Here is an 18601-nt window from a genome sequence, read left to right as displayed (position 1 = left end):
TTCGACTCGGGTGACGGGTCGTAAGGCAGATGTAAGCGATGGCGATTAGTCGCCCGGCGCTATCACTTCGCGTGCACCGTTTCGTCCCATCGGGCTGACAAGTCCGGCCGCCTCCATCTGTTCGATGAGGCGCGCGGCCCGGTTGTAGCCGATGCGCAATTGCCGCTGGACGGCAGAGATCGATGCACGGCGCGAGGTCAGCACGAACGCCGCAGCCTCGTCGTAGAGCGGGTCGGCCTCGGCATCGCCTGCCGACTCGCCGAACAGGTCGACGGAGGCGGCATCGCCCGGGTCGCCCGCGAGGATCGCTTCGTCGTAGTCCGGCTCGCCGTACTGCTGCCAGTGCTGCACGACGCGATGCACTTCGTCGTCGGCGACGAACGCGCCGTGGACGCGCTGAGGATAGCCCGTGCCTGGCGGCAGGAACAGCATGTCCCCCTGCCCCAACAACGATTCCGCCCCCATCTGGTCGAGAATCGTGCGCGAATCGATCTTCGACGACACCTGAAATGCGACACGCGTCGGAATGTTCGCCTTGATGAGGCCGGTGATGACGTCGACCGAAGGCCGTTGCGTTGCCAGTATCAGGTGAATACCTGCCGCGCGTGCCTTCTGCGCGAGCCGGGCGATCAGTTCTTCGATCTTCTTGCCCGCGACCATCATCAGATCCGCCAGTTCGTCGATGACAACTACGATAAACGGCAGACGGTCCAGAGGTTCCGGGGCGTCAGGCGTGAGCGAGAACGGATTGCTCACCTTCATGCCCGCCGCATGGGCGGCGTCGATCTTTTCGTTGTACCCGGCGAGATTACGCACACCGAGTGCGGACATCAGCCGATAGCGCTTCTCCATCTCGCCCACGCACCAGTTCAGCGCATGGGCGGCCTGCTTCATGTCGGTGACGACCGGCGCGAGCAGGTGCGGAATGCCGCCGTAGACGGACAGTTCCAGCATCTTCGGGTCAATCATGATGAGCCGCACGTCGTCCGGCGTCGCCTTGTAGAGCAGCGACAGAATCATCGCGTTGACGGCCACCGATTTGCCCGAGCCGGTGGTGCCCGCCACCAGCAGGTGCGGCGCGCGCGCGAGGTCGGCCACGACGGGCTCGCCCGTGATGTCCTTGCCCATGGCAAGCGCGAGGTACGAGCGATGCGTGTCGAACACCGGCGCCGTCAGAATTTCCGACAGACGGATCATTTGCCGCTGTGCGTTCGGCAACTCCAGGCCCATACAGGTTTTGCCGGGGATCGTCTCGACCACACGGATCGACGTCACGCCCAGCGCACGCGCCAGATCCTTCACGAGACCGACAACTTGCGCACCACGCACGCCCACCGCCGGTTCGACTTCGAAGCGCGTGATGACCGGCCCCGCCGACGCACCGACAACCGTCACCGGCACCTTGAATTCCGCCAGACGCTGCTCGATCAACTGGCCCACGGCCGCGAGCGCTTCGTCGGAAACGACATTGGCGACATCCTGCGCCGTCGCGGGCGACAACAGGTCGAGTGACGGCAGATCGTAATCGATGGCGACACGCGGCGGCGGCAGTTCATACGGCGTATCGGCCGAGAAACGGGCGGCTTGTGGCTCAACCGCACGCGTCACACCGAAAGGTGCGGATGCCGCAAACGTCGGAATGACAGGCGCGGTCGCAGCGGGAAGCGCCTGTGTGGCCGACGCGAGAGGTGCTACCGGCTGCGGGGCCTCATCGTCGTAGGCGAGTGGCGTCTCGTCAGTCCGAGCCCATGTGCCGTCGGCACGCAAAACGTAGTGTGGTTTTGCTAACGGCGCTATCGTCTGCGCGGTGTCTGATGCGTCCACGCGCCCGGGGGCGTGCGCATGATCCAAGGGCTCGTCAGACGGTTCGGCAGGTGGCGGGTTAAGCGGTGCAGGGACCGGTGCGTCGAACGCCTCGACACTCGCCAGCACCTCGGCAAAGACGAACGGACGAGGCGATGCGGCAGACACCGGGGCAGGCATCGGAATCGGCGTGACAGGCGCAACGACGGGAGTGTCCGTGAGCATCGCCGCTGGCTGCGGCTCGTCCACGACATCCCATGCTGCGGGGGCTTGCGAGATAGCCACGGGGGTGTCGGCAGGTTCGATGACGTTGATCGTTTCATCGGCTGCGCGCGCCTCGCTAACTGCGGCGCTGTCCTGAAGAGAGGCCGTGGTCGCGCAAGCCGCTGGCGCTAGCGTAGAGGCATCGACAACGTCAGCCGAATCGGAAGCACTCCACTGACGCAAATCGCGCAGCAAGGCTTGCGCTTCGTCGCGCAACGCCGCGAGGGCCGCTACGCGCGCCTGCTCGGCCACGCGTGCCGCCTCCTGCTGCGCGAGCATCTCCGGTGTGGGGCCCGAGGGCAACGCTTCCACAGCGATGATGTCGGCGTCTTTCGTCGACAGATCGACGGGCGTGAATTCGGAAATGCCGGAAGACAGCGGCGTGGCGGCATCGGTTGCCGACCAGAGCGCGGCGCCACGGATCACCGGTGCGGCCGGATGTGACGCGACGGCTGGCGGCACGGTCGAGGGTGCTGGCACCGAAGTCTTGGCCGGCGGGTTTGTCGATGCCGTGGCATCGACAGAGGCGCGACCGACGGCAGATGCATTGGCATCGTCCGGGGACGGCGCAACAGGCTTCGCGCCACGCGGCGGAATATCTTCGAGCCCAAGCTGAGGCTTGCGGAACGGACTATGCACAATCGTGCCGCGCAGATGTGCCGGTGCCATGCCTACGGGGCGGCGATAGCCCGTCACACCGGGAATCGACGTCGAATGCAGAGGGTCGGCGGGCGCAGCCGGCGATAGGGATGTGACCGGCGCTTGGGGCGCTGACGCACTCGTCGCCGCCGGTGCCGGCCGCGGGTTCATGGGCGATGCACCATGCGTCTCGCGAGGTGTCAGGCCCGGCTCGGCGCGCACGAACTCCGTCATGCGGAGCGTATCGCCACGACTAGGGCCCGATGCATACGCGCCACGCGGCAAAACAGGGCGCACCCCAGCCGCTGCACTCGTCGCCGCCGTGGCGGCCACCGTCGCAGCAACACCGGCACCGGTACGTCCCGCCGAGGTGCCCTTCCCTGCCGGACGACGCCCCGCGCCACTCGCGAACGACGGCTCCGTGCGTGGCGCACCCCGCGCCGTCAACGGCGGCGGTTGCATGGCGTCCAGACGTGCGCGTTCTTCGTCGGACAGCTTCCATCGCGGTTGCGAGGCAAGCCCGCGACGACGCGGCGCCTGCGCTTCCATGAGGCTGCCGACGTTGTGATGCCCTTGCCCGAGCGTGGGTGTGAAGCGCTCGCCACGTTCGCTCGTGTCGAACGACATCTGCGACAGACCACGCACCGGCTCACTTCCACCGCTATCGAAGCGTGCGTCGTACGTGGGTTCGTCAGCGTCGTCATCGGCAGGTTTGGCGCGCGCGAGCATGCCCCACCAAGTGGTGCCGAAGACCAGCGGGAGAGAAAAGAGGAGGACGGCGCCTGCAACGCCCATCGCGAGCGTGCCGCCCAGCGCGACGTGCAAGCCGTGAGAGAGGGATTGGCCGATGCTGCCGCCAGGGATATTGCTGTCGCCGCCGGTCAGCGCGGCAAGCGTCGCGCTCGACACCATCGCGAGCGGCACGCCGAGCAACATACGGAGTGTGCCAGGGCCGAAGATTCTTATCTCACCGCCAAGCAGACCCCGTACGCCAGGCCAGCACAATGCCAGCAACCAAAACGTCGACAGTCCGAACCAGCCAAACCCCATAATCGCTCGTGCATCAGGAAAACCCGGAGTGCGATTGTAGCAGGTAGGCCACCGCGTGGCGGGCCTGTCCGCAGGGTCATTCGCGCTCCGGCCTGTGCCGGAGCCGCGAATCAGGAGTGACCGTGCGTCCCGGTCGGACGCGGTGCCAGCACTGCCGCCATCCCGGCGCTCTGGTCAGACGGCGCCGGTACGGCTTCGTCGGGAACGACCAGACTCAGGTTTCGGCGGCGCAGCGAACGCCAGTCGACCTTCTTGAAGATATCGTCGCCCAGCGCGCTGACATACGACAGATTCTCGACGCGCACGCCACGTGCTCGCAAAACCTCGGACGCATGACGGAACGACGGCTCGATCAGATCGGCGTACTCGGCATCGAGCTGCGTCGGCGCGCGGGCCTGCATCGTCTCGTAGAAGCGCGGCGTCTGCGACGCGGCGCGCAGATCCACGCCATGCAAGTACATCTCGGTAAAACCCAGCCAAGTGGCCACCTGAAGCGCGAAATACGCCACGGTGCCGCCGTGGAAGAAGCCGTTGTCGATGTCGAAGCTGAAACCCAGCCGGCCACGTTCGCCCACGAAGGCAGCGCTGGCGGCAACTCGCGGGTCCGCCCGCAATGCCTCGGGCGTGCGGGCCGCTTCCATCCCGCGCTTGAAGATGTCGTCCACCAGGTAGAAACGGCAACCGAATGCCGACATCGGGAACATCTCCAGCAACCGCGCGAGCACCACCGGCGTGACGAACAGCACCAGATCTCGCGCCACAATACGGCGCGCCAGATCCGGACGCTGACGCACGAAGCCGGCGTCGAGAATGCAGTAGTCATTGAATTTGACTGGCGCACGGTCGGCCAGCGCAATGGCTCCGTTCACGCCCATCACGTGATGCATCGGCAGCGCGTCGTAATCGATATCTGCGATCGACGGGCCGCTGGCGATGATATGGCAAGGCAATCGGCGCAAGCGCTGCAATTCAGAGCGTCTGGCAAGCGGCACATGTCGCCCGCGCCAGGTGAAGCGCTCGATGACCCCAACGGCGTCGCGCTCGATACGCGCATGCGGCCACAGTCGTTCGTTATGCCGCCACTTCGACGTATGACTGTGGCGGTACACGAGTTTGAGAAGTGTCGAGATCATTGTCGTTGTTCTGGTTAGGCTACTTGGTTGCGCCGTACGCGTCTCGTGGATGCGTGCGGTCCTAACCCCGTTCATGTCGCGTGTCTGTCCTTACCGAGCGCCGATGAGCTTCATTGAACTCCGCGGTTCTCCCCCGACTGCGGAAACCGCCCACCGGTGCATGGAGACCTGGCTCCATCACGTCGACAAACAAATTCTGCCACCCCAGCTTTGACCCGGACAATATTTATTCCGATTGGAATTCTTACGTCGAGTTACGTCCTGATGACACCTCAGCAAAAGGGGCTTGACGTCGAAACGCCCTATTCATGCGGACTTTCGGTATGTTGCGGCCGGCAAAGCAGGGGGCGAAAGGAAATCTGACGAGAAATAGAGCATTGCGGCAAATACAGACAATGCGCAGTGCTGATGGTCGATTGATGCCACTTTTGCCGGGTCTCATTGGCACGTCACCGTCGCCCCGGCCGGCGACCTAATGCAATGCCGAACGGCTGCTTCGTTGCGGGTAGAACGACTGTCCCAACTCAACGAGCAGCGATGCCAGTTGCGGATCGCGAACGAAACTCGCTGCGGAGTCGGCGGCAAGAATCGCCTCGGGAGTCTGCGGCCGGGCAATGAGGAAGCCCTGCACATAATCGACGCCGAGTTCCGACAGCGCTTCGAGCGTTGCGGCATCCTCCACCCATTCCGCCACGCTGCGAATCCCCAGATTCTTCGCCAGCGCCACAATCGACTCGACAATCGCCAGATTGGCCGGATGTGCCGCCATGCTCTTGACGAACGCCCCGTCGATCTTAATCGCATCGACGGCGAGGTCCTTCAAATAGGAAAATGAACTGAACCCCGCACCGAAATCGTCAAGCGCGATGCGCCCGCCCAGTTGGTGAATCCGATCGACAAAACGACGCGTATTGTCGAGATCGTGAAGCGCCACGGTTTCCGTGATTTCGATGCACAGCAACCCGACAGAACGCTCATGGGCCGCCAGCGTTGCAAAGATATCCCGGACGAAATGCTCGTCGTTGAGCGATGCCCCCGAGAGGTTCACGCACACGAATCGCGTCTTCGAGAGTTGGTCGCGGTGCAGATCGATCCACGTGAGCGTGTTCGTGAGCACCCATTTGTCGATCATGCCGATGCTGCCGTTCTCCTCGGCGGCACTGATGATGCGCGAGGCCGGCACGATATTGCCGTCCGAATCACGCATGCGCAGCAGCACCTCGAAGTTGAGGGACTCGCCGGGCGACGCCATTTCCATGATCGGCTGCATTTCGAGAAAGAGCGTATTCGGCGTGAGTCCGGCGTCGAGCGCGTCAATCAGCCGTAGTTCGGCAAGGCGCTCACGAAATGCCGCCGCCCCGCGTTCGTAGACGACCAGTTCGCGGCGGCCCTTCTTGGCCTCGCGGCACGCGCGATCGGCAGACGAAATCGCGTCCGGCACCCGCATATCGGCCGTCAGTTCGATCACCCCGGCCGATGCGCGCACCTGAAATGCGCGATCACCGATCTGATAAGGCTCACCGGAGATGGCGTCGACGAGCCGGCGCCCCACCGCCGCGGCTTCCTTGATCGTCGCGTCACGAAAGACCACGATGAACTCGTCCCCCCCGGTGCGGCCAACGCTCTGATCTGCCGACAGCCGTGCGCGCATGCGATCACATGCCTGACGCAGCACTTCATCACCGGCCGCATGGCCGAAGAGATCATTGACAAGCTTGAACCGGTCCAGATCCAGATAGGCCAGCGCCGCCGGCCGGGCATCCGACAAAGTCCGGATTGCCTCGCCGAGCGACTTCTCGATGCCGCGCCGGTTCGATACCCCGGTGAGCGGGTCATTTTCCGCCAGATAACGCAATTGCTCCATCGTGCGGGCGCGCTCGGTGATGTCCTGAAGCGAGCCTTCGATCCGCCCGCCGGCGAAGATCGCCTTGACGAGGTATCGGCTCGTGCGGCCATCGTCGCGCGGCAGCGAGAGGATTTCGAGTTCCGATTCGTCGCTGTGTTGGGCGACGTCGAGCAGCATGCGCCACGTGCTTTGGCCGAAGAACTGATCCCAGCGAAACGCGCGTCCCTCGGTGTTGGGAATGCCCAGCATGGTATGCAACGCGGCATTGCCTCGTACGAAAACCCCCTGATCGTTGAGGGTGAACAGGCCGACAGGCGTCACGTCATAAGCATTGCGAAGCTCGGTCTGCGCTTCGAGTTTGCCGTGATGCTCCGCCCGCATCTGCTCGGCAATTGCCAGCGCCGCCATCAGGCTCGAGAACAACGCCGCCGTCACACTGTTCAGCGCGGACGACAACGCCCGCGCGTTGAAGGCGGCGGCAATCACTTCGGAAAACGTGGCAAACAGGACGATGGCCAGCGAGGCGCTATACCAGATGGCGACTCGCGAGCGCGTCAGCACGAGAATGCGAGCCAGTAGCACCAGGACGATCACGATACCCAGCGCAGCGACCGCCCACAGCACCGGGATGAAATGCGCGTACGGCAACGCAATCGCCGCGCAACACAGCACCACCCCCGCCCATTGCAGCACCATCACCATCCATCGCAAACCGATGAGCCGCAGCTCCCGCTTGAAGAGCTGCGTGAACAGCGAATAAGTCAGCACGTAGTAAATGGCGAATGTCGCCTTGCGCACCAGTACATCCCAGTCGGTCGGAATGGCGCGCTCCAGCCACTGCGTGTCTGCGCCGAGTGAGTTCGCCGCGAGCCGCAGATTGCCGATCAGCCACGCCGCAAACAGAACGTAGAGCCATTCCTTATTGATGATGGCGGTGACCAGCACGAATGCCGAGAGCGTGAGCAGCCCACCTTCGAGCAGGCCATTGCTGCGGTGAAACTCCTTTTCGGAGATGCGCAACTGGGACGCCGGCCACGCCACCAGCGACAGATGTGCCGGCCCCGAGAACTTTCCCTCGCAAAGGAGCGTCACGGGTGTGACGAGATGGCCCAGATCGATGGCGAATCCCGCCTTCGAGACACGGATCGCCCCGCTCACCGCGCTGCGGTCAGCACGGCCGATGGGCGGCGCGTCGGGATTGCGCCAGCAGACAAGCGTTTGCGCATGGCGCGAAGGGAATTCAATGACGGTGTTCTGATCGTCGCCCACAGGCGGCACGGTCACCCGGAACCAGACCGGTGCCTCGGATAGGTGCGTGCTGAACTGCTCAACGACAGGGGCGCGCTCAAGCGAGCCCTGTACCAGCGGCAGACCGAACGTCGCGGGAAGATCGCCCTGCGCCTGAAAGCTCAATGGCGTGGCGCCGTGCACGGCGTACTGACTCTCCTGGAACATCAGCACGATGCCCGAGAGCAGCATGATCGCCGCAGGAACCGCATACAGGGAAATGCTGCGAAAGATTTCGTCCAGCCGCGCGGTTACACGCCAACGGCGCCGCGTGCCGGTGAGTTCGGCAAATTCGTCAGCGAAATCGTTCGCATTGCGGCCGTGATCGTCACGCTCGTTGCCGAGTTCCCCCGCCATATGACTCGTATGCCCTTATCTCGTTGATCGCCCCCGCGTTGATTTCCGGACAAGGCGTGCATCTCTGCCTGCCTTGCCGGCCGGGCCGGCCCTGTCCCGTGCAGCCGATGTTCCGGCCCGCACGGTCAGGTGTCTCTCGCCCGTCCTGCCCGTTACCGCCGTCGCCGCAACAACCGATACCTGCGCACGACGGGATAACGTTAGTTCGAATAACGGCATTACACCGCCAGGCTTAAGCCCGATGCTACGCATCGTACCTCGTCGGCACCAAAAGATAAATGCCGCAAATGCGCGTCAATACTGGCTTCACCCGACAATGCGCCATGCACGCCCTCTTCATCGCCCGGCACCCCCAGTCGCAAGTCCGGATGATGTGTCAGACACATGTAGGCAAACAGCGGATGCCCCGCCGCCTGCCAGCGTGCGCGCGCCTGCGCCACGTCCAGCGCCAATACGCGATGCCCGATGCCCCCCACATGCGCCATCGGAATCAGGGCTTGTGACGGGAACACGTCGACAAACATCAGTGCTTCGTACTGCCGATGCAAAGGCGGGCGCGCCGTAATCACCATCCAGTCGATACCGGAGAGTACGCAATACTGGTAGAACGCCTTGAACAGCGCCGTCTTGACGACGCGCCCGACCGGCCCCGCCACCACACCCAGACGTGTCGCCTCGGCCAGCGCTGCGCTGCCCAGCCACGAGGGCAAGGGCGCCGAGTCCTCCAGATGCAACGACTGATATCGATTGGTCTGGATGCGCATCGTACCGAGCACGGCGCCGTCGAGTCTCGCGCGTGCCACGAGTACGATGGCGCCCGGCTCGCGATCGCTGGCCTCCGGCTCGTTCAAGGTGGCGGCGAGTTCAGGAAGATGGCGTCCGTATGCGGCCTGACGCATCGCCACCGCGTCGCGTAAAGCCGTCTCATCGCTCGCAATGGTCACGATGAAGGGCAGTCGCTCTTCGCGCATTGCATTGAGATCGGAAACCGGCGGGCGGGCGGCGGCTGCCGGCGATGCCGGAGGAAGATTGCCGGTCGGCCGGTCGGTTTCAGTGATGGAAAGGACATCCGAAGCTTGTGAAAGGTCAAACATGATTGACACTCCTTAAGGTCAAAAAGAGGGCTGGTGCCATGCTCGGGCGATCTCGCCGATGCATCGCACCATTCCTTTCTTGATCCGCCGAGGCGAAGTGTCAAGTGCTTATTTCTCTTGGCTTTTTCACAGTTTCGGGAGCGTCTCACGCCCCCGCGGCCGTCAGTTGTGCCAACCGCCCGGGAACCCCCGTCGCACCGTGTAAAACCGCCCCTCCCCCGTTTGACCTGCCGGACGCTCCCGCACGAGTGTCACCTATTTGCGACAGTTGCCGCCCGAAGCGTGACTCTGGCAAAATGCTAAACGTGTTTACTATTTGCCCCGCCGGAGCCGCCTGAGCGCGACGCCGGCTTTTTTGCTGCGACATGTCGAAAATTGATTGGTCGTCCCGTTTCGGCACGCTGGTGCACGACGTCGCGCGCATTCACTCGCGCTTGTTCGACCGGCGCGCTCGCGGCAACTTCGATCTCACGCGGGCGCAATGCCGCGTGCTGGTCATGCTGCATCGCTATGGCGTGCAGACACAGGCCGAACTGGCCGAACGCATGGAGTTGACGCCGATGGCGCTCGTCAGACTGCTGGACCGGCTCAGGGAAAAGGGGCTCGTTCGTCGCGAACGCGATCCGAACGACAAACGCGCGCACCTGCTTTACCTGACAGAGGCCTCCGAGGCGAAGATCGACACGATCGTCGCCTTCGCCAACGTGACCGAGCGCGAGGCGCTGGCCGACCTCACACCGGCCGAGCGTGCCGAGTTGTCGCGCTTGCTGGGCAAAGTGCTGACGAACCTGACACGCGCCGAAGCCGAATGTCCCGCCCCCGCGCGCCGTACCGAGGAGGCGGAGCCGGAGTAATCCCACAAGGTGCAGGAGACAACGCATGCGAAGGCAAACCACTTCGCATCGCCATAACGACAAGAACAACGATCTACCCGAGGAATTACCGTGTCATCTCCGCAAAAGACTGACGATCCGGGCAAGCACCGCGCGCTCGTCAGTATGTCCGTCATGCTCGCGACGGTGTTGCAGACCCTTGACAGCACCATCGCCAACGTTGCCCTGCCCCATATGCAGGGCAGCCTTTCGGCCTCGCAGGACTCGATTACCTGGGTGCTGACGTCGTATATCGTGGCAGCCGCCATTGCGACGCCGCTCACCGGCACGCTCTGCGCTCGCTTCGGACGCCGGCGCGTCTTCCTGTGGTCGGTCGCCGGCTTCACGATTGCGTCGGCGTTGTGCGGCATGGCGCAATCGCTCACGGAGATTGTGGCGGCACGTCTGTTCCAGGGGATTTGCGGTGCCGCGCTGGTGCCGCTTTCGCAGGCGACCATGCTCGACATCAACCCGCCGCACAAACACGGTTCGGCGATGGCGGTCTTCGGCATGGGCGTGATGGTCGGTCCGATTCTCGGCCCCTCGCTCGGCGGCTGGTTGACGGATAGCTACAACTGGCGCTGGGTGTTTTACATCAACCTGCCCATCGGACTGATCGCATTCCTCGGTATTGCCGCCTATCTGAAGGAACCGCCGGAGCCGAAAGCCGGAAAGTTCGATGGGCTGGGCTTCGTCACGCTGAGTCTGTCCATTGGACTGTTGCAGTTGTTGCTCGACCGGGGCGAGCAACAGGATTGGCTGAACGCCACCGAGATCTGGCTTGAGATGCTCGGCGCCATCGTCTGTTTCGCGTACTTCATCGTCCACACGTGGACCGCTGGCGAGCACTCGTTCTTCAACCGTGCGTTGCTGCGCGACCGGAACTTCAACACGGGCGTCGTCTATATCTTCGTCGTCGGCATCATTCTCTACGCCACGCGCGCCCTGCTCCCGCCGATGCTGCAAAGTCTGTTCGGCTATCCCGCGATCCTGACCGGGCTGGTGACGGCACCCTCCGGGGCGGGCACCATGGCCGCCATGCTGATCGTCGGGCGGCTGGTCGGCAAAGTCGACGTTCGCTATCTGCTTGGCTTCGGCTTTGCGCTCACCGCGTATTCGCTGTACCTGATGGCCGGATACTCGCTCACGCTACGTCCGTCGGACATCGTCTGGCCAGGTGTCATTCAGGGCTTCGGTCTCGGCTTCGTCTTCGTGCCGCTCACCACGGTCACGTTCGCCACCCTGCCCGGCACGTTACGCGCCGACGGCGCAGCGATCTACAGCCTGTCACGCAACATTGGCAGCAGTATCGGCATCTCGGTCGTGCAGACGCTGCTCACGCAGAACACGCAGGTCAATCACGCAGTGCTCTCGGAGTCCATCACGCCGTTCACGCAAGGCGTCGAGGCGTACGCGCAGACCTATGGGGCGGCCGCAATGGCTGCGCTCAATGCTGAAGTCACGCGACAGGCCGCGATGATCGCCTATCTGGACGATTTCAGACTCATGATGGGGCTCACGCTTGCCGTCATGCCACTGCTGCTCTTCATCCGCATGAAGAAGAAGCCCCCCGGCGGCGTGGACGAGATGGTGCACGTGGCGGCGGACTGACGCCTACGGCTTGACGCGGCGGGCATGCGCCGCCGCGCGCTTGCCTGCCTGACGTGGCTGACGAGGCTTCGGCGCCACGCCGATACGCGGATCGCCAGCGAGAACACGTGCCGTCAAACGCTGCGCGATGGACTCGAAGTCCGCTTCGCTCTGCGGCAGATACAGCCACTTCCCCAGCACCGGGTGCGGACGCAACGCTGGCATCTCCGCCATCAGCGATGCGTGATGCTCACGCGACGTACACACGAGCAGCCCATCCCACGGCGCCTCACGGTCGATCACGGCCAGACACTGCATCCCATGCACGTAAGCGGCATCGGCACCGAACATTCTACGAGTCAGAAAAGTCTCGTCCTGTTCGAATGGATCGAACACCCAAATTAACGAATTGCGAACAGTCGGGGGCACGGCGCTAGTTTTTAATCAAGACAATGGGTGAAATGCGTCGCAGAACACCGATTCACGACGCCCAATACACGGCGTACCCGCGTTGCGGGCCGCAGGCCGTTGCGCAGCGGGGGCCGCGTGGACCTTAGCGGCAACACGCCTCTCGTGACCCGCGCCGCCTGCCGCCAATCTCGGGGCACCCAGGCAATAATGTGTCAGCCCCCGGCCGCTGTGCGTAGCGGCTGCACCTCGACACGCGTCTGCGCGGGCGGCATCGCCGTCTCCGGCGTGTAACGCATACAGCGATTCCGGCCAGCCGCCTTGGCCTGATACAGTGCGCGATCGGCCCGTTGCACCAACGACGACAACTCCCCACGCGAACGCTCGTCGCAGGCGATCCCGATGCTCACCGTCGCAGCCACCGTTTCACCCTGCACCATGCGGCCCGCCCGCTCGAAGGCTTCGCGCACTCGTTCAGCGATGGTCTGCGCCTCAGTCGCGCCCACCCCCGGCAGAAACAACGCGAACTCTTCGCCGCCGTAGCGCCCGAAAATGTCGTCCGAGCGCAGTTGCTGCGACGCCGTGCGGGCGAACAACAACAGCACAATATCGCCGAACGGATGTCCATAGGTATCGTTGATGCGCTTGAAGTGGTCCAGATCCAGCAGCAACAAGGCCACCGGCGCGCGTGACGCGCTGTGCTTTCGCAACTGCTCGCGTGCGAGACGCGTGAACTCCGGACGGTTGAATGCCTGCGTCAGGCCGTCTCGCGTGGCGGCGCGATGCAGCGCGATTTCCGAACGCTCCTTGCCCAGCGAGACCATCAGGAAGCTCGCCACCACGATCAGCACCAGCATTTCCGTCGTCGACACTTGCGGGCCGAACCACGTCAGAAACCGGGGATCCGCCGGCCCGAGCCATACCAGCGCCACCGCCCGCACCGCATAAAACGAGCCGTGCAACACCGCGACCACCGCCAGCACGACGCTGCTCGGCAGGCGCAGTCCCGAGGCCTGCCAGAATTCCTTCGCCGCCATCAGGCTGTAGAACGCGAGTAACGAGAAGAACAGAACACCCCCGCTCCAGGCATCGAGCGGGCGGGCGAACAGCCACGTCCCCCACAGCAGCACCGCCGGACCGCCGAACACCGCGACCCATTGCACGCTGCGCGAATAGAAACGGCGCGCGCCGCTCCATACCATCGCGAAGGCGAGCGTCGCCACGGCATTGCCCAGTGGATAAAGCACCGCGAGCCGGGAGCTTCGCGCAGCAAGCAGATAGAGAATGGGAGAGAACGTAGCGAGCAGGAAGGCCAGACTCCACCAGCGCGGAGACTCGGCTTCGTCGCGACGCAAGGCGTCGAGCATGAACAGGATGCCTGTCGCAATACTCAACAGGAAAGTCACGAACTGCAATGTCGGCAGGTCCAACGCCGGCAGCGACAAACCAAGCGCCATGGCTCCATCCCCCATACGCGCCGCAAATCCTCGGGCATGACCGCCCGGAACGCGATGCGCAGTTTGAAGTACGGGGGAATGAAAACCTGTCTGAGAGATCAGCGGTTCGTTATTCGGTATGGAAAGTCTGGCAGCGGCTTGCGCACCGTATGCGGTGCACCGTCTGGCCGCCCCGGTCCGGCCATCGGTTTCTCAAAGGAATTTCGGCACGACATGCCTGATCACGTGTCTTCCCTGGGGCACGTTGGGTTGCGTGCCGCGACGCGTGATGCCGGAATTCCCGGAATTCAGCCTTGCTCCATACCCATGGGGCGGGATTTTAGCACGCCATTTTGAGAGGACTACCGGTCGGCCGACCAACCCATTCGCGGCGCACTGAATTCCCTTACATTTCCTGTCGACGCCGCGCCGACAATGCGCCCGCCGTCTGGATCACGAGATCGGCGAAGCGTCGCTCGTCGCGCTCGGCATTCCAGCGCACCCGGGGTACCGCAATATTAATCGCCCCGATGGCCCTGCCGTCCTGATTCACCACGGCGGCCGCCGTCGAAATGTCGCCCATGAAAAACTCATCTTCCGTGTGCGAATAGCCCTGCTTGCGAATGCGTGCCAGCCGCTCCTTGATCTTGCGCGGTTGCGCCACGGTGGCGGGGGTGAACTGTACGAGATTCGTGCGCGCCAGAATGTCGTCGATCTCAGCATCGTCGAGTGTGGCGAGCATCGCCAGCCCCGGCGCCGTGCAATACGCGGGCAGGCGCGAGCCGACGATGACGTTCGCGTTGAACACGCTTCGGCTCACGATACGCAGCACGAACACGATGTCCGTGTCGAGGCGGACCGTCAGATTCGTGGCCTCCTCCGTCTCGGCCGCGAGTTGCTGGAGATACGGCGCCGCGCGGCTTACCAGTTCGTTCGAGACGAGATAGTGATACGTGAAATCCAGCAGCTTCGGCGAGAGTTCGTACTTCTTGCTCTGCGGGTCCTTGAGCAAATAGCCCAGCGCCGACAGCGTAAAGGTGAAGCGCTGCGCCGCGCTGACGTCGAGGCCCGTCGCCACGGCAATTTCGGAGAGCGATAGATGACGCTTCGAGCCGTCGAACGCCGTCAGCACCTTCATCGCCTTTTCGACGGACTGAACGTAAAGCGTGGAGTCGGCTGCCGGCGCACTTGCGGCCGGCGTCTCGGTGGCGCCGGCCGGTTTGGCGCGGGGACGAGGGGTTTTAGTGGTGGCCACGATCGTTATGGAATGGGGCAGACATGGCGCGATTATCTCATAAAAATAACTTCATATCTTATGCCGATAACCCGAAAATCGCCGTCATGACCTCGATGACGGCACCACCACCCTGCCCGAACGGATCACTTTGTCACCGTCATCTCCCACGCCCCATCGGTATCGCGCGAGAGCAGATGCTTGCGAATGCGCTCCGACGGTGTCGTCTCGAAGTGCGGCGTCTCGCGATAGTAGCGTGGCCGCTGGTAGCTGGCCAATTTGTCTGCGGCCCATTGCGAGAGCGTCGTCCAGTCGATGGCCTGACCGTCGCGGAACTGCACGTAGAGCATCACGTCCTGCTCACCGATGTCGCTCGCGATGCCGATGGCCGCACACGCCGCTACTGCCGGATGCCGCGCGAATACGCGCTCGATCTCCCAGGCCGATACGTTCTCGCCGCGCACCCGCATGCTGTCCGTGCGACGGCCGATGAAGACCAGGCTGCCGTCGGCACCGCGCCGCGCGCTGTCCCCGGTGAAGAGCTTGCCGTCGCGCAGCGCCTTCGATGTGGCTTCCGGATTGTCGAGATAACCGGGCAAAAACACCCCTTCCACCTCGCTCGACAGAACGATCTCGCCCGGTTCGCCGTCGGCCACCGGTTGCCCGGCATCGTCGAGCAATTCCAGCGTCAGCCACGGCAGTGCATGGCCGATGGAGCCCGGCACGTCCTCGTCATTGAGGGTGGCGAAGCTCGAGCACTCGGTCATGCCGTAGCACTCTCGCAATGTGCATTGCAGACGCGTTCGCGTGGCCTGCCATGCACTTGCGGAGACGCCTGCGCCCCACGCTACGCGCAAGGAATTCTGCGCCGGCTGGGCGTCGCGCGGCAGTTGCATGAGGATGTCGAGAATGCCGCCGAGGTAGTGCAGATGCGTCGCCTGCGCGGCCGCACATTGCTGCCAGAAGCGGCTCGCGGAGAAGCGCTCCACCACATGCATCTCGACGTCGGCGAGGAACGGCAGCAACAACATTTGCGCGCCGCCGATGTGGCACAACGGCTCCCACAGGAACAGCCGGTCGCCGTCGTGCGCATCCGCCACCCGCAGTGCCGCCTCGCTGGCGATGCGCATCATGCGGTGCGTGAACAACACGCCCTTGGGCGCGCCGGTCGTGCCCGACGTGTAGATGATGCACAGCACCGACGCAGGGGTGACGTCCGCCGCCACCGGCCGGGCGCCGGCATACGCGGCAGCTTGCGCCGTCACCTCGGCCAGCAGACAACGTTCGACGCGCGTCCCGTGATGATCCGGCTGCTGCGCCGCGAGGGCCACACCAGCGTCCAGCACCTCGGCAAACGCCGGCTCTGCGATGAGCAGCTTCGGCTTGGCGTGGCCGAGCAAATATTCGATCCCGTCGCCCTTCAGACGCGTGTTGACCGGCACCCACACCAGCCCCGAGAGCATGAGGGCGTAGATCAAGGCAACCTGCGCCGCGCTGTTACCCAGCATGACCGCGACCCGGTCGCCCGGCACGAGGCCCTGCGCGGCGAACCAAGCCTGAAAGGCCCCGACACGCGCGGCCATCTGCGCACGGTCGATGGCTTCGCCCTCGAACACGACAACCGGTTTGGCTGAAGCGCCCTGAAGGCCCGCCATCAGCAGCGGTACGACATCGAGCCGGTCGCCCTCGGCCCGCTGGGGAAAGTACTGCGTATAAGGATGTGAAGAGGAAAGCAACTGCGCATTCACCGGCGCAACTCGGGCAACGTTGGACATGGACATACGGAAATCCGCAGATATCAATAGCTCTTGCGTTTGAAGATCGAAGACAGCCAGACGATGAACACCATCAGGAACACCAGCGAGGTCGCGACGGCAGCCAGCGTCGGCGTGACAGCCAACTGGATGTCGTCCCACATCTGCTTGGGCAGCGTGGTGTTAATACCGCCGGAGACGAAGATGGCAATCGTCAGGTCGTCGAACGACACGATGAAAGCGAACAGGAATGCCGAGCCCAGACTCGCGGCCATCAGTGGCAGCAGTACCGTACGCACGCGAGTCAAGGCCGAGGCGCCAAGCATCTTGGCAGCGTCGTCGAGCCGCCAGTCGAAGCGCTTGAAGCTCGCCGACAGCGTGACCACGACGTACGGGATCGCGAGCACGGTATGGCCAATAACGAGGCCAGCATTGGTACCCGCCAGTTCCCAGCGCGCAAACAGATACAGCAGACCGACGGCAACCACGATGCGCGGCACGATCAGCGGCGCGATGAACATGGCAAACAACGGCTTGCGCCAGCGCGACGGCAACCGCACGAGCGCAAGACTTGCGCCGAATCCGAGGACAAGTGCGAGGGCGGCGGTGGCAAGACCCACGCCGAGCGAGCGCAACAACGCCGCCTGCCATACGCTCGACTCGAGGAACGCCACGAACCATTTCATCGTGAAGAGTTCTGGCGGGAATGCCACGAACGACTGCTTGGTGAAGGCAAGCGGCACCACAAAGGCAATCGGCAGCACCAGGGCGAGAACGACTACCCACGTATAGGCCTTCAGTCCGAAGCTGCCCCCTGCCCCCTCTGCGCGCTCGCGTCCTCGCGACAGCGAGACCTTGCCGGCAAGTCGTCCGATGGCGATAAGCGCCGGCAACATCCGCCCGCCCGACCCCGCGCGGCGCTCCGGCGCCTCACCCGCCAGCGACGACAGCCCCACGACCCGGTCGTACACGTAGAACACAACGATCGAGCACAGCAGCAACACGGTCGAGAGCGCACCGGCAAAGCGCAGGTCGAACAGGTCGAGCACCGACGAGATGACCAGTTGCGCGACCATCGACTCCCGCGGCGAACCCAGCAGCGCAGGCACGATGAAGAAGCCCAGGCTCGAGATGAAGACCAGCAATCCAGCCGCGGCGGCGCCCGCCCCCGATAGCGGCAGAAAGACGGTGAAGAAGCCCGTCGCACGGTCCGCGCCGAGCGTCTGCGCTGCCTGCACCAGTTGCATGTTGATGCCGCGCATGATCGGCAGCATGGTCATGACGGCGAGCGGCAGCATGGCGTGCGCCATGCCGATCAGCACGCCCGTGAGCGACGGTGCGAGCGTGCTCGCGCTATCGATCAGGCCGAGATGCGTAGCCACGATCGTGAGCAGACCGGTCTTGGACAGCAACAACATCCACGCATACGTCTTGACGAGATAGCTGGTCCAGAACGGCAACACAATCCACAGCAACCAGCGCTCGCGCGAGCGCGCCGACAGACGCGCCAACAGGTACGCCACCGGATAGCCGAGCGCAACGGAGAGCGCCGCAGTGAGGAAGGCAATCCAGAACGTCGAGGCCAGCACTTTGACGTACACGGCGGAGTGCGTCATGCGCGCGAACTGCGCGACGGAGAGTACGCCGTCGCCATCGTAAAGTCCGCCCTGCAGAATCTCGACGACCGGCACGATGAAGAACACGGCCAGGAACAGCAAGGCGGGCAAGGCCGGCAGCCACCGGGCCAGATGCTTCGGCCAGGCAATACGGGACCCCGCCTGGGGCAGGCGTTGAACAAGCCACATGGCAATGACTCCTGAAGCGGATGACTTGG

At 63.8% G+C, this 18601-nt stretch carries 11 protein-coding genes; 2 read left to right on the top strand and 9 right to left on the bottom strand.

What is annotated here, in order from left to right; all coding sequences use genetic code 11:
* Positions 1-45: 45 nt before the first annotated feature.
* From PBR20603_RS04690 to PBR20603_RS04675, 4 genes are all read right to left on the bottom strand, one after another.
* Positions 46-3756, bottom strand: coding sequence for a DNA translocase FtsK (locus PBR20603_RS04690; protein WP_150558404.1), 3711 nt, complete (start codon positions 3754-3756; stop codon positions 46-48).
* 110 nt (positions 3757-3866) lie between these two features.
* On the bottom strand, positions 3867-4889 hold the full coding sequence (locus tag PBR20603_RS04685; RefSeq protein ID WP_150558403.1) for a hypothetical protein: 1023 nt from the start codon (positions 4887-4889) through the stop codon (positions 3867-3869).
* 472 nt (positions 4890-5361) lie between these two features.
* Complete coding sequence (locus PBR20603_RS04680; RefSeq protein WP_150558402.1) at positions 5362-8379, bottom strand: putative bifunctional diguanylate cyclase/phosphodiesterase; 3018 nt, start codon at positions 8377-8379, stop codon at positions 5362-5364.
* A gap of 218 nt (positions 8380-8597) precedes the next feature.
* Positions 8598-9473 (bottom strand): N-acyl amino acid synthase FeeM domain-containing protein, encoded by an 876-nt coding sequence (locus PBR20603_RS04675; RefSeq protein ID WP_150558401.1) that lies wholly within the window; start codon positions 9471-9473, stop codon positions 8598-8600.
* Between the two features lie 365 nt (positions 9474-9838).
* On the opposite strand from PBR20603_RS04675, the gene PBR20603_RS04670 reads away from it, so the two are divergent.
* Both PBR20603_RS04670 and PBR20603_RS04665 read left to right on the top strand, forming a co-directional pair.
* Positions 9839-10327, top strand: coding sequence for a MarR family winged helix-turn-helix transcriptional regulator (locus PBR20603_RS04670; RefSeq protein WP_150558400.1), 489 nt, complete (start codon positions 9839-9841; stop codon positions 10325-10327).
* A gap of 84 nt (positions 10328-10411) precedes the next feature.
* Positions 10412-11956 (top strand): MDR family MFS transporter, encoded by a 1545-nt coding sequence (locus tag PBR20603_RS04665; RefSeq protein ID WP_425495795.1) that lies wholly within the window; start codon positions 10412-10414, stop codon positions 11954-11956.
* A gap of 3 nt (positions 11957-11959) precedes the next feature.
* Here the strand turns inward: PBR20603_RS04665 and PBR20603_RS04660 are convergent, their stop codons facing one another.
* From PBR20603_RS04660 to PBR20603_RS04640, 5 genes are all read right to left on the bottom strand, one after another.
* Positions 11960-12364: a hypothetical protein gene (locus tag PBR20603_RS04660; RefSeq protein WP_150558399.1), complete on the bottom strand. Its 405-nt coding sequence runs from the start codon at positions 12362-12364 to the stop codon at positions 11960-11962.
* A 194-nt stretch (positions 12365-12558) separates the two neighbouring features.
* The gene (locus tag PBR20603_RS04655) at positions 12559-13800 is read right to left on the bottom strand and encodes a GGDEF domain-containing protein (protein WP_174977780.1); all 1242 of its coding nucleotides are present in this window, start codon (positions 13798-13800) and stop codon (positions 12559-12561) included.
* A gap of 385 nt (positions 13801-14185) precedes the next feature.
* Positions 14186-15034 carry an IclR family transcriptional regulator gene (locus PBR20603_RS04650; protein ID WP_150558397.1) on the bottom strand — a complete coding sequence of 283 codons (849 nt, stop codon included), beginning with the start codon at positions 15032-15034 and terminating at the stop codon, positions 14186-14188.
* Positions 15035-15159: 125 nt separating this feature from the next.
* Positions 15160-16794, bottom strand: coding sequence for an AMP-binding protein (locus PBR20603_RS04645; protein ID WP_150558396.1), 1635 nt, complete (start codon positions 16792-16794; stop codon positions 15160-15162).
* A gap of 17 nt (positions 16795-16811) precedes the next feature.
* On the bottom strand, positions 16812-18572 hold the full coding sequence (locus tag PBR20603_RS04640) for an ABC transporter permease subunit (protein WP_150558395.1): 1761 nt from the start codon (positions 18570-18572) through the stop codon (positions 16812-16814).
* Positions 18573-18601 lie beyond the last annotated feature (29 nt).

It is taken from the genome of Pandoraea bronchicola, assembly GCF_902459805.1.
Classification (GTDB): Bacteria; Pseudomonadota; Gammaproteobacteria; order Burkholderiales; family Burkholderiaceae; genus Pandoraea; species Pandoraea bronchicola.
This window is presented reverse-complemented; position numbering and strand designations above follow the sequence as displayed.

Excerpts from the sequence above, each read along its gene's own strand:
- PBR20603_RS04690 (WP_150558404.1), bottom strand. The coding sequence starts at position 3,756 with ATGGGGTTTGGCTGGTTCGGACTGTCGACGTTTTGGTTGCTGGCATTG.
- PBR20603_RS04685 (WP_150558403.1), bottom strand. The coding sequence starts at position 4,889 with ATGATCTCGACACTTCTCAAACTCGTGTACCGCCACAGTCATACGTCG.
- PBR20603_RS04680 (WP_150558402.1), bottom strand. The coding sequence starts at position 8,379 with ATGGCGGGGGAACTCGGCAACGAGCGTGACGATCACGGCCGCAATGCG.
- PBR20603_RS04675 (WP_150558401.1), bottom strand. The coding sequence starts at position 9,473 with ATGTTTGACCTTTCACAAGCTTCGGATGTCCTTTCCATCACTGAAACC.
- PBR20603_RS04670 (WP_150558400.1), top strand. The coding sequence starts at position 9,839 with ATGTCGAAAATTGATTGGTCGTCCCGTTTCGGCACGCTGGTGCACGAC.
- PBR20603_RS04655 (WP_174977780.1), bottom strand. The coding sequence starts at position 13,800 with ATGGCGCTTGGTTTGTCGCTGCCGGCGTTGGACCTGCCGACATTGCAG.
- PBR20603_RS04645 (WP_150558396.1), bottom strand. The coding sequence starts at position 16,794 with ATGTCCATGTCCAACGTTGCCCGAGTTGCGCCGGTGAATGCGCAGTTG.
- PBR20603_RS04640 (WP_150558395.1), bottom strand. The coding sequence starts at position 18,572 with ATGTGGCTTGTTCAACGCCTGCCCCAGGCGGGGTCCCGTATTGCCTGG.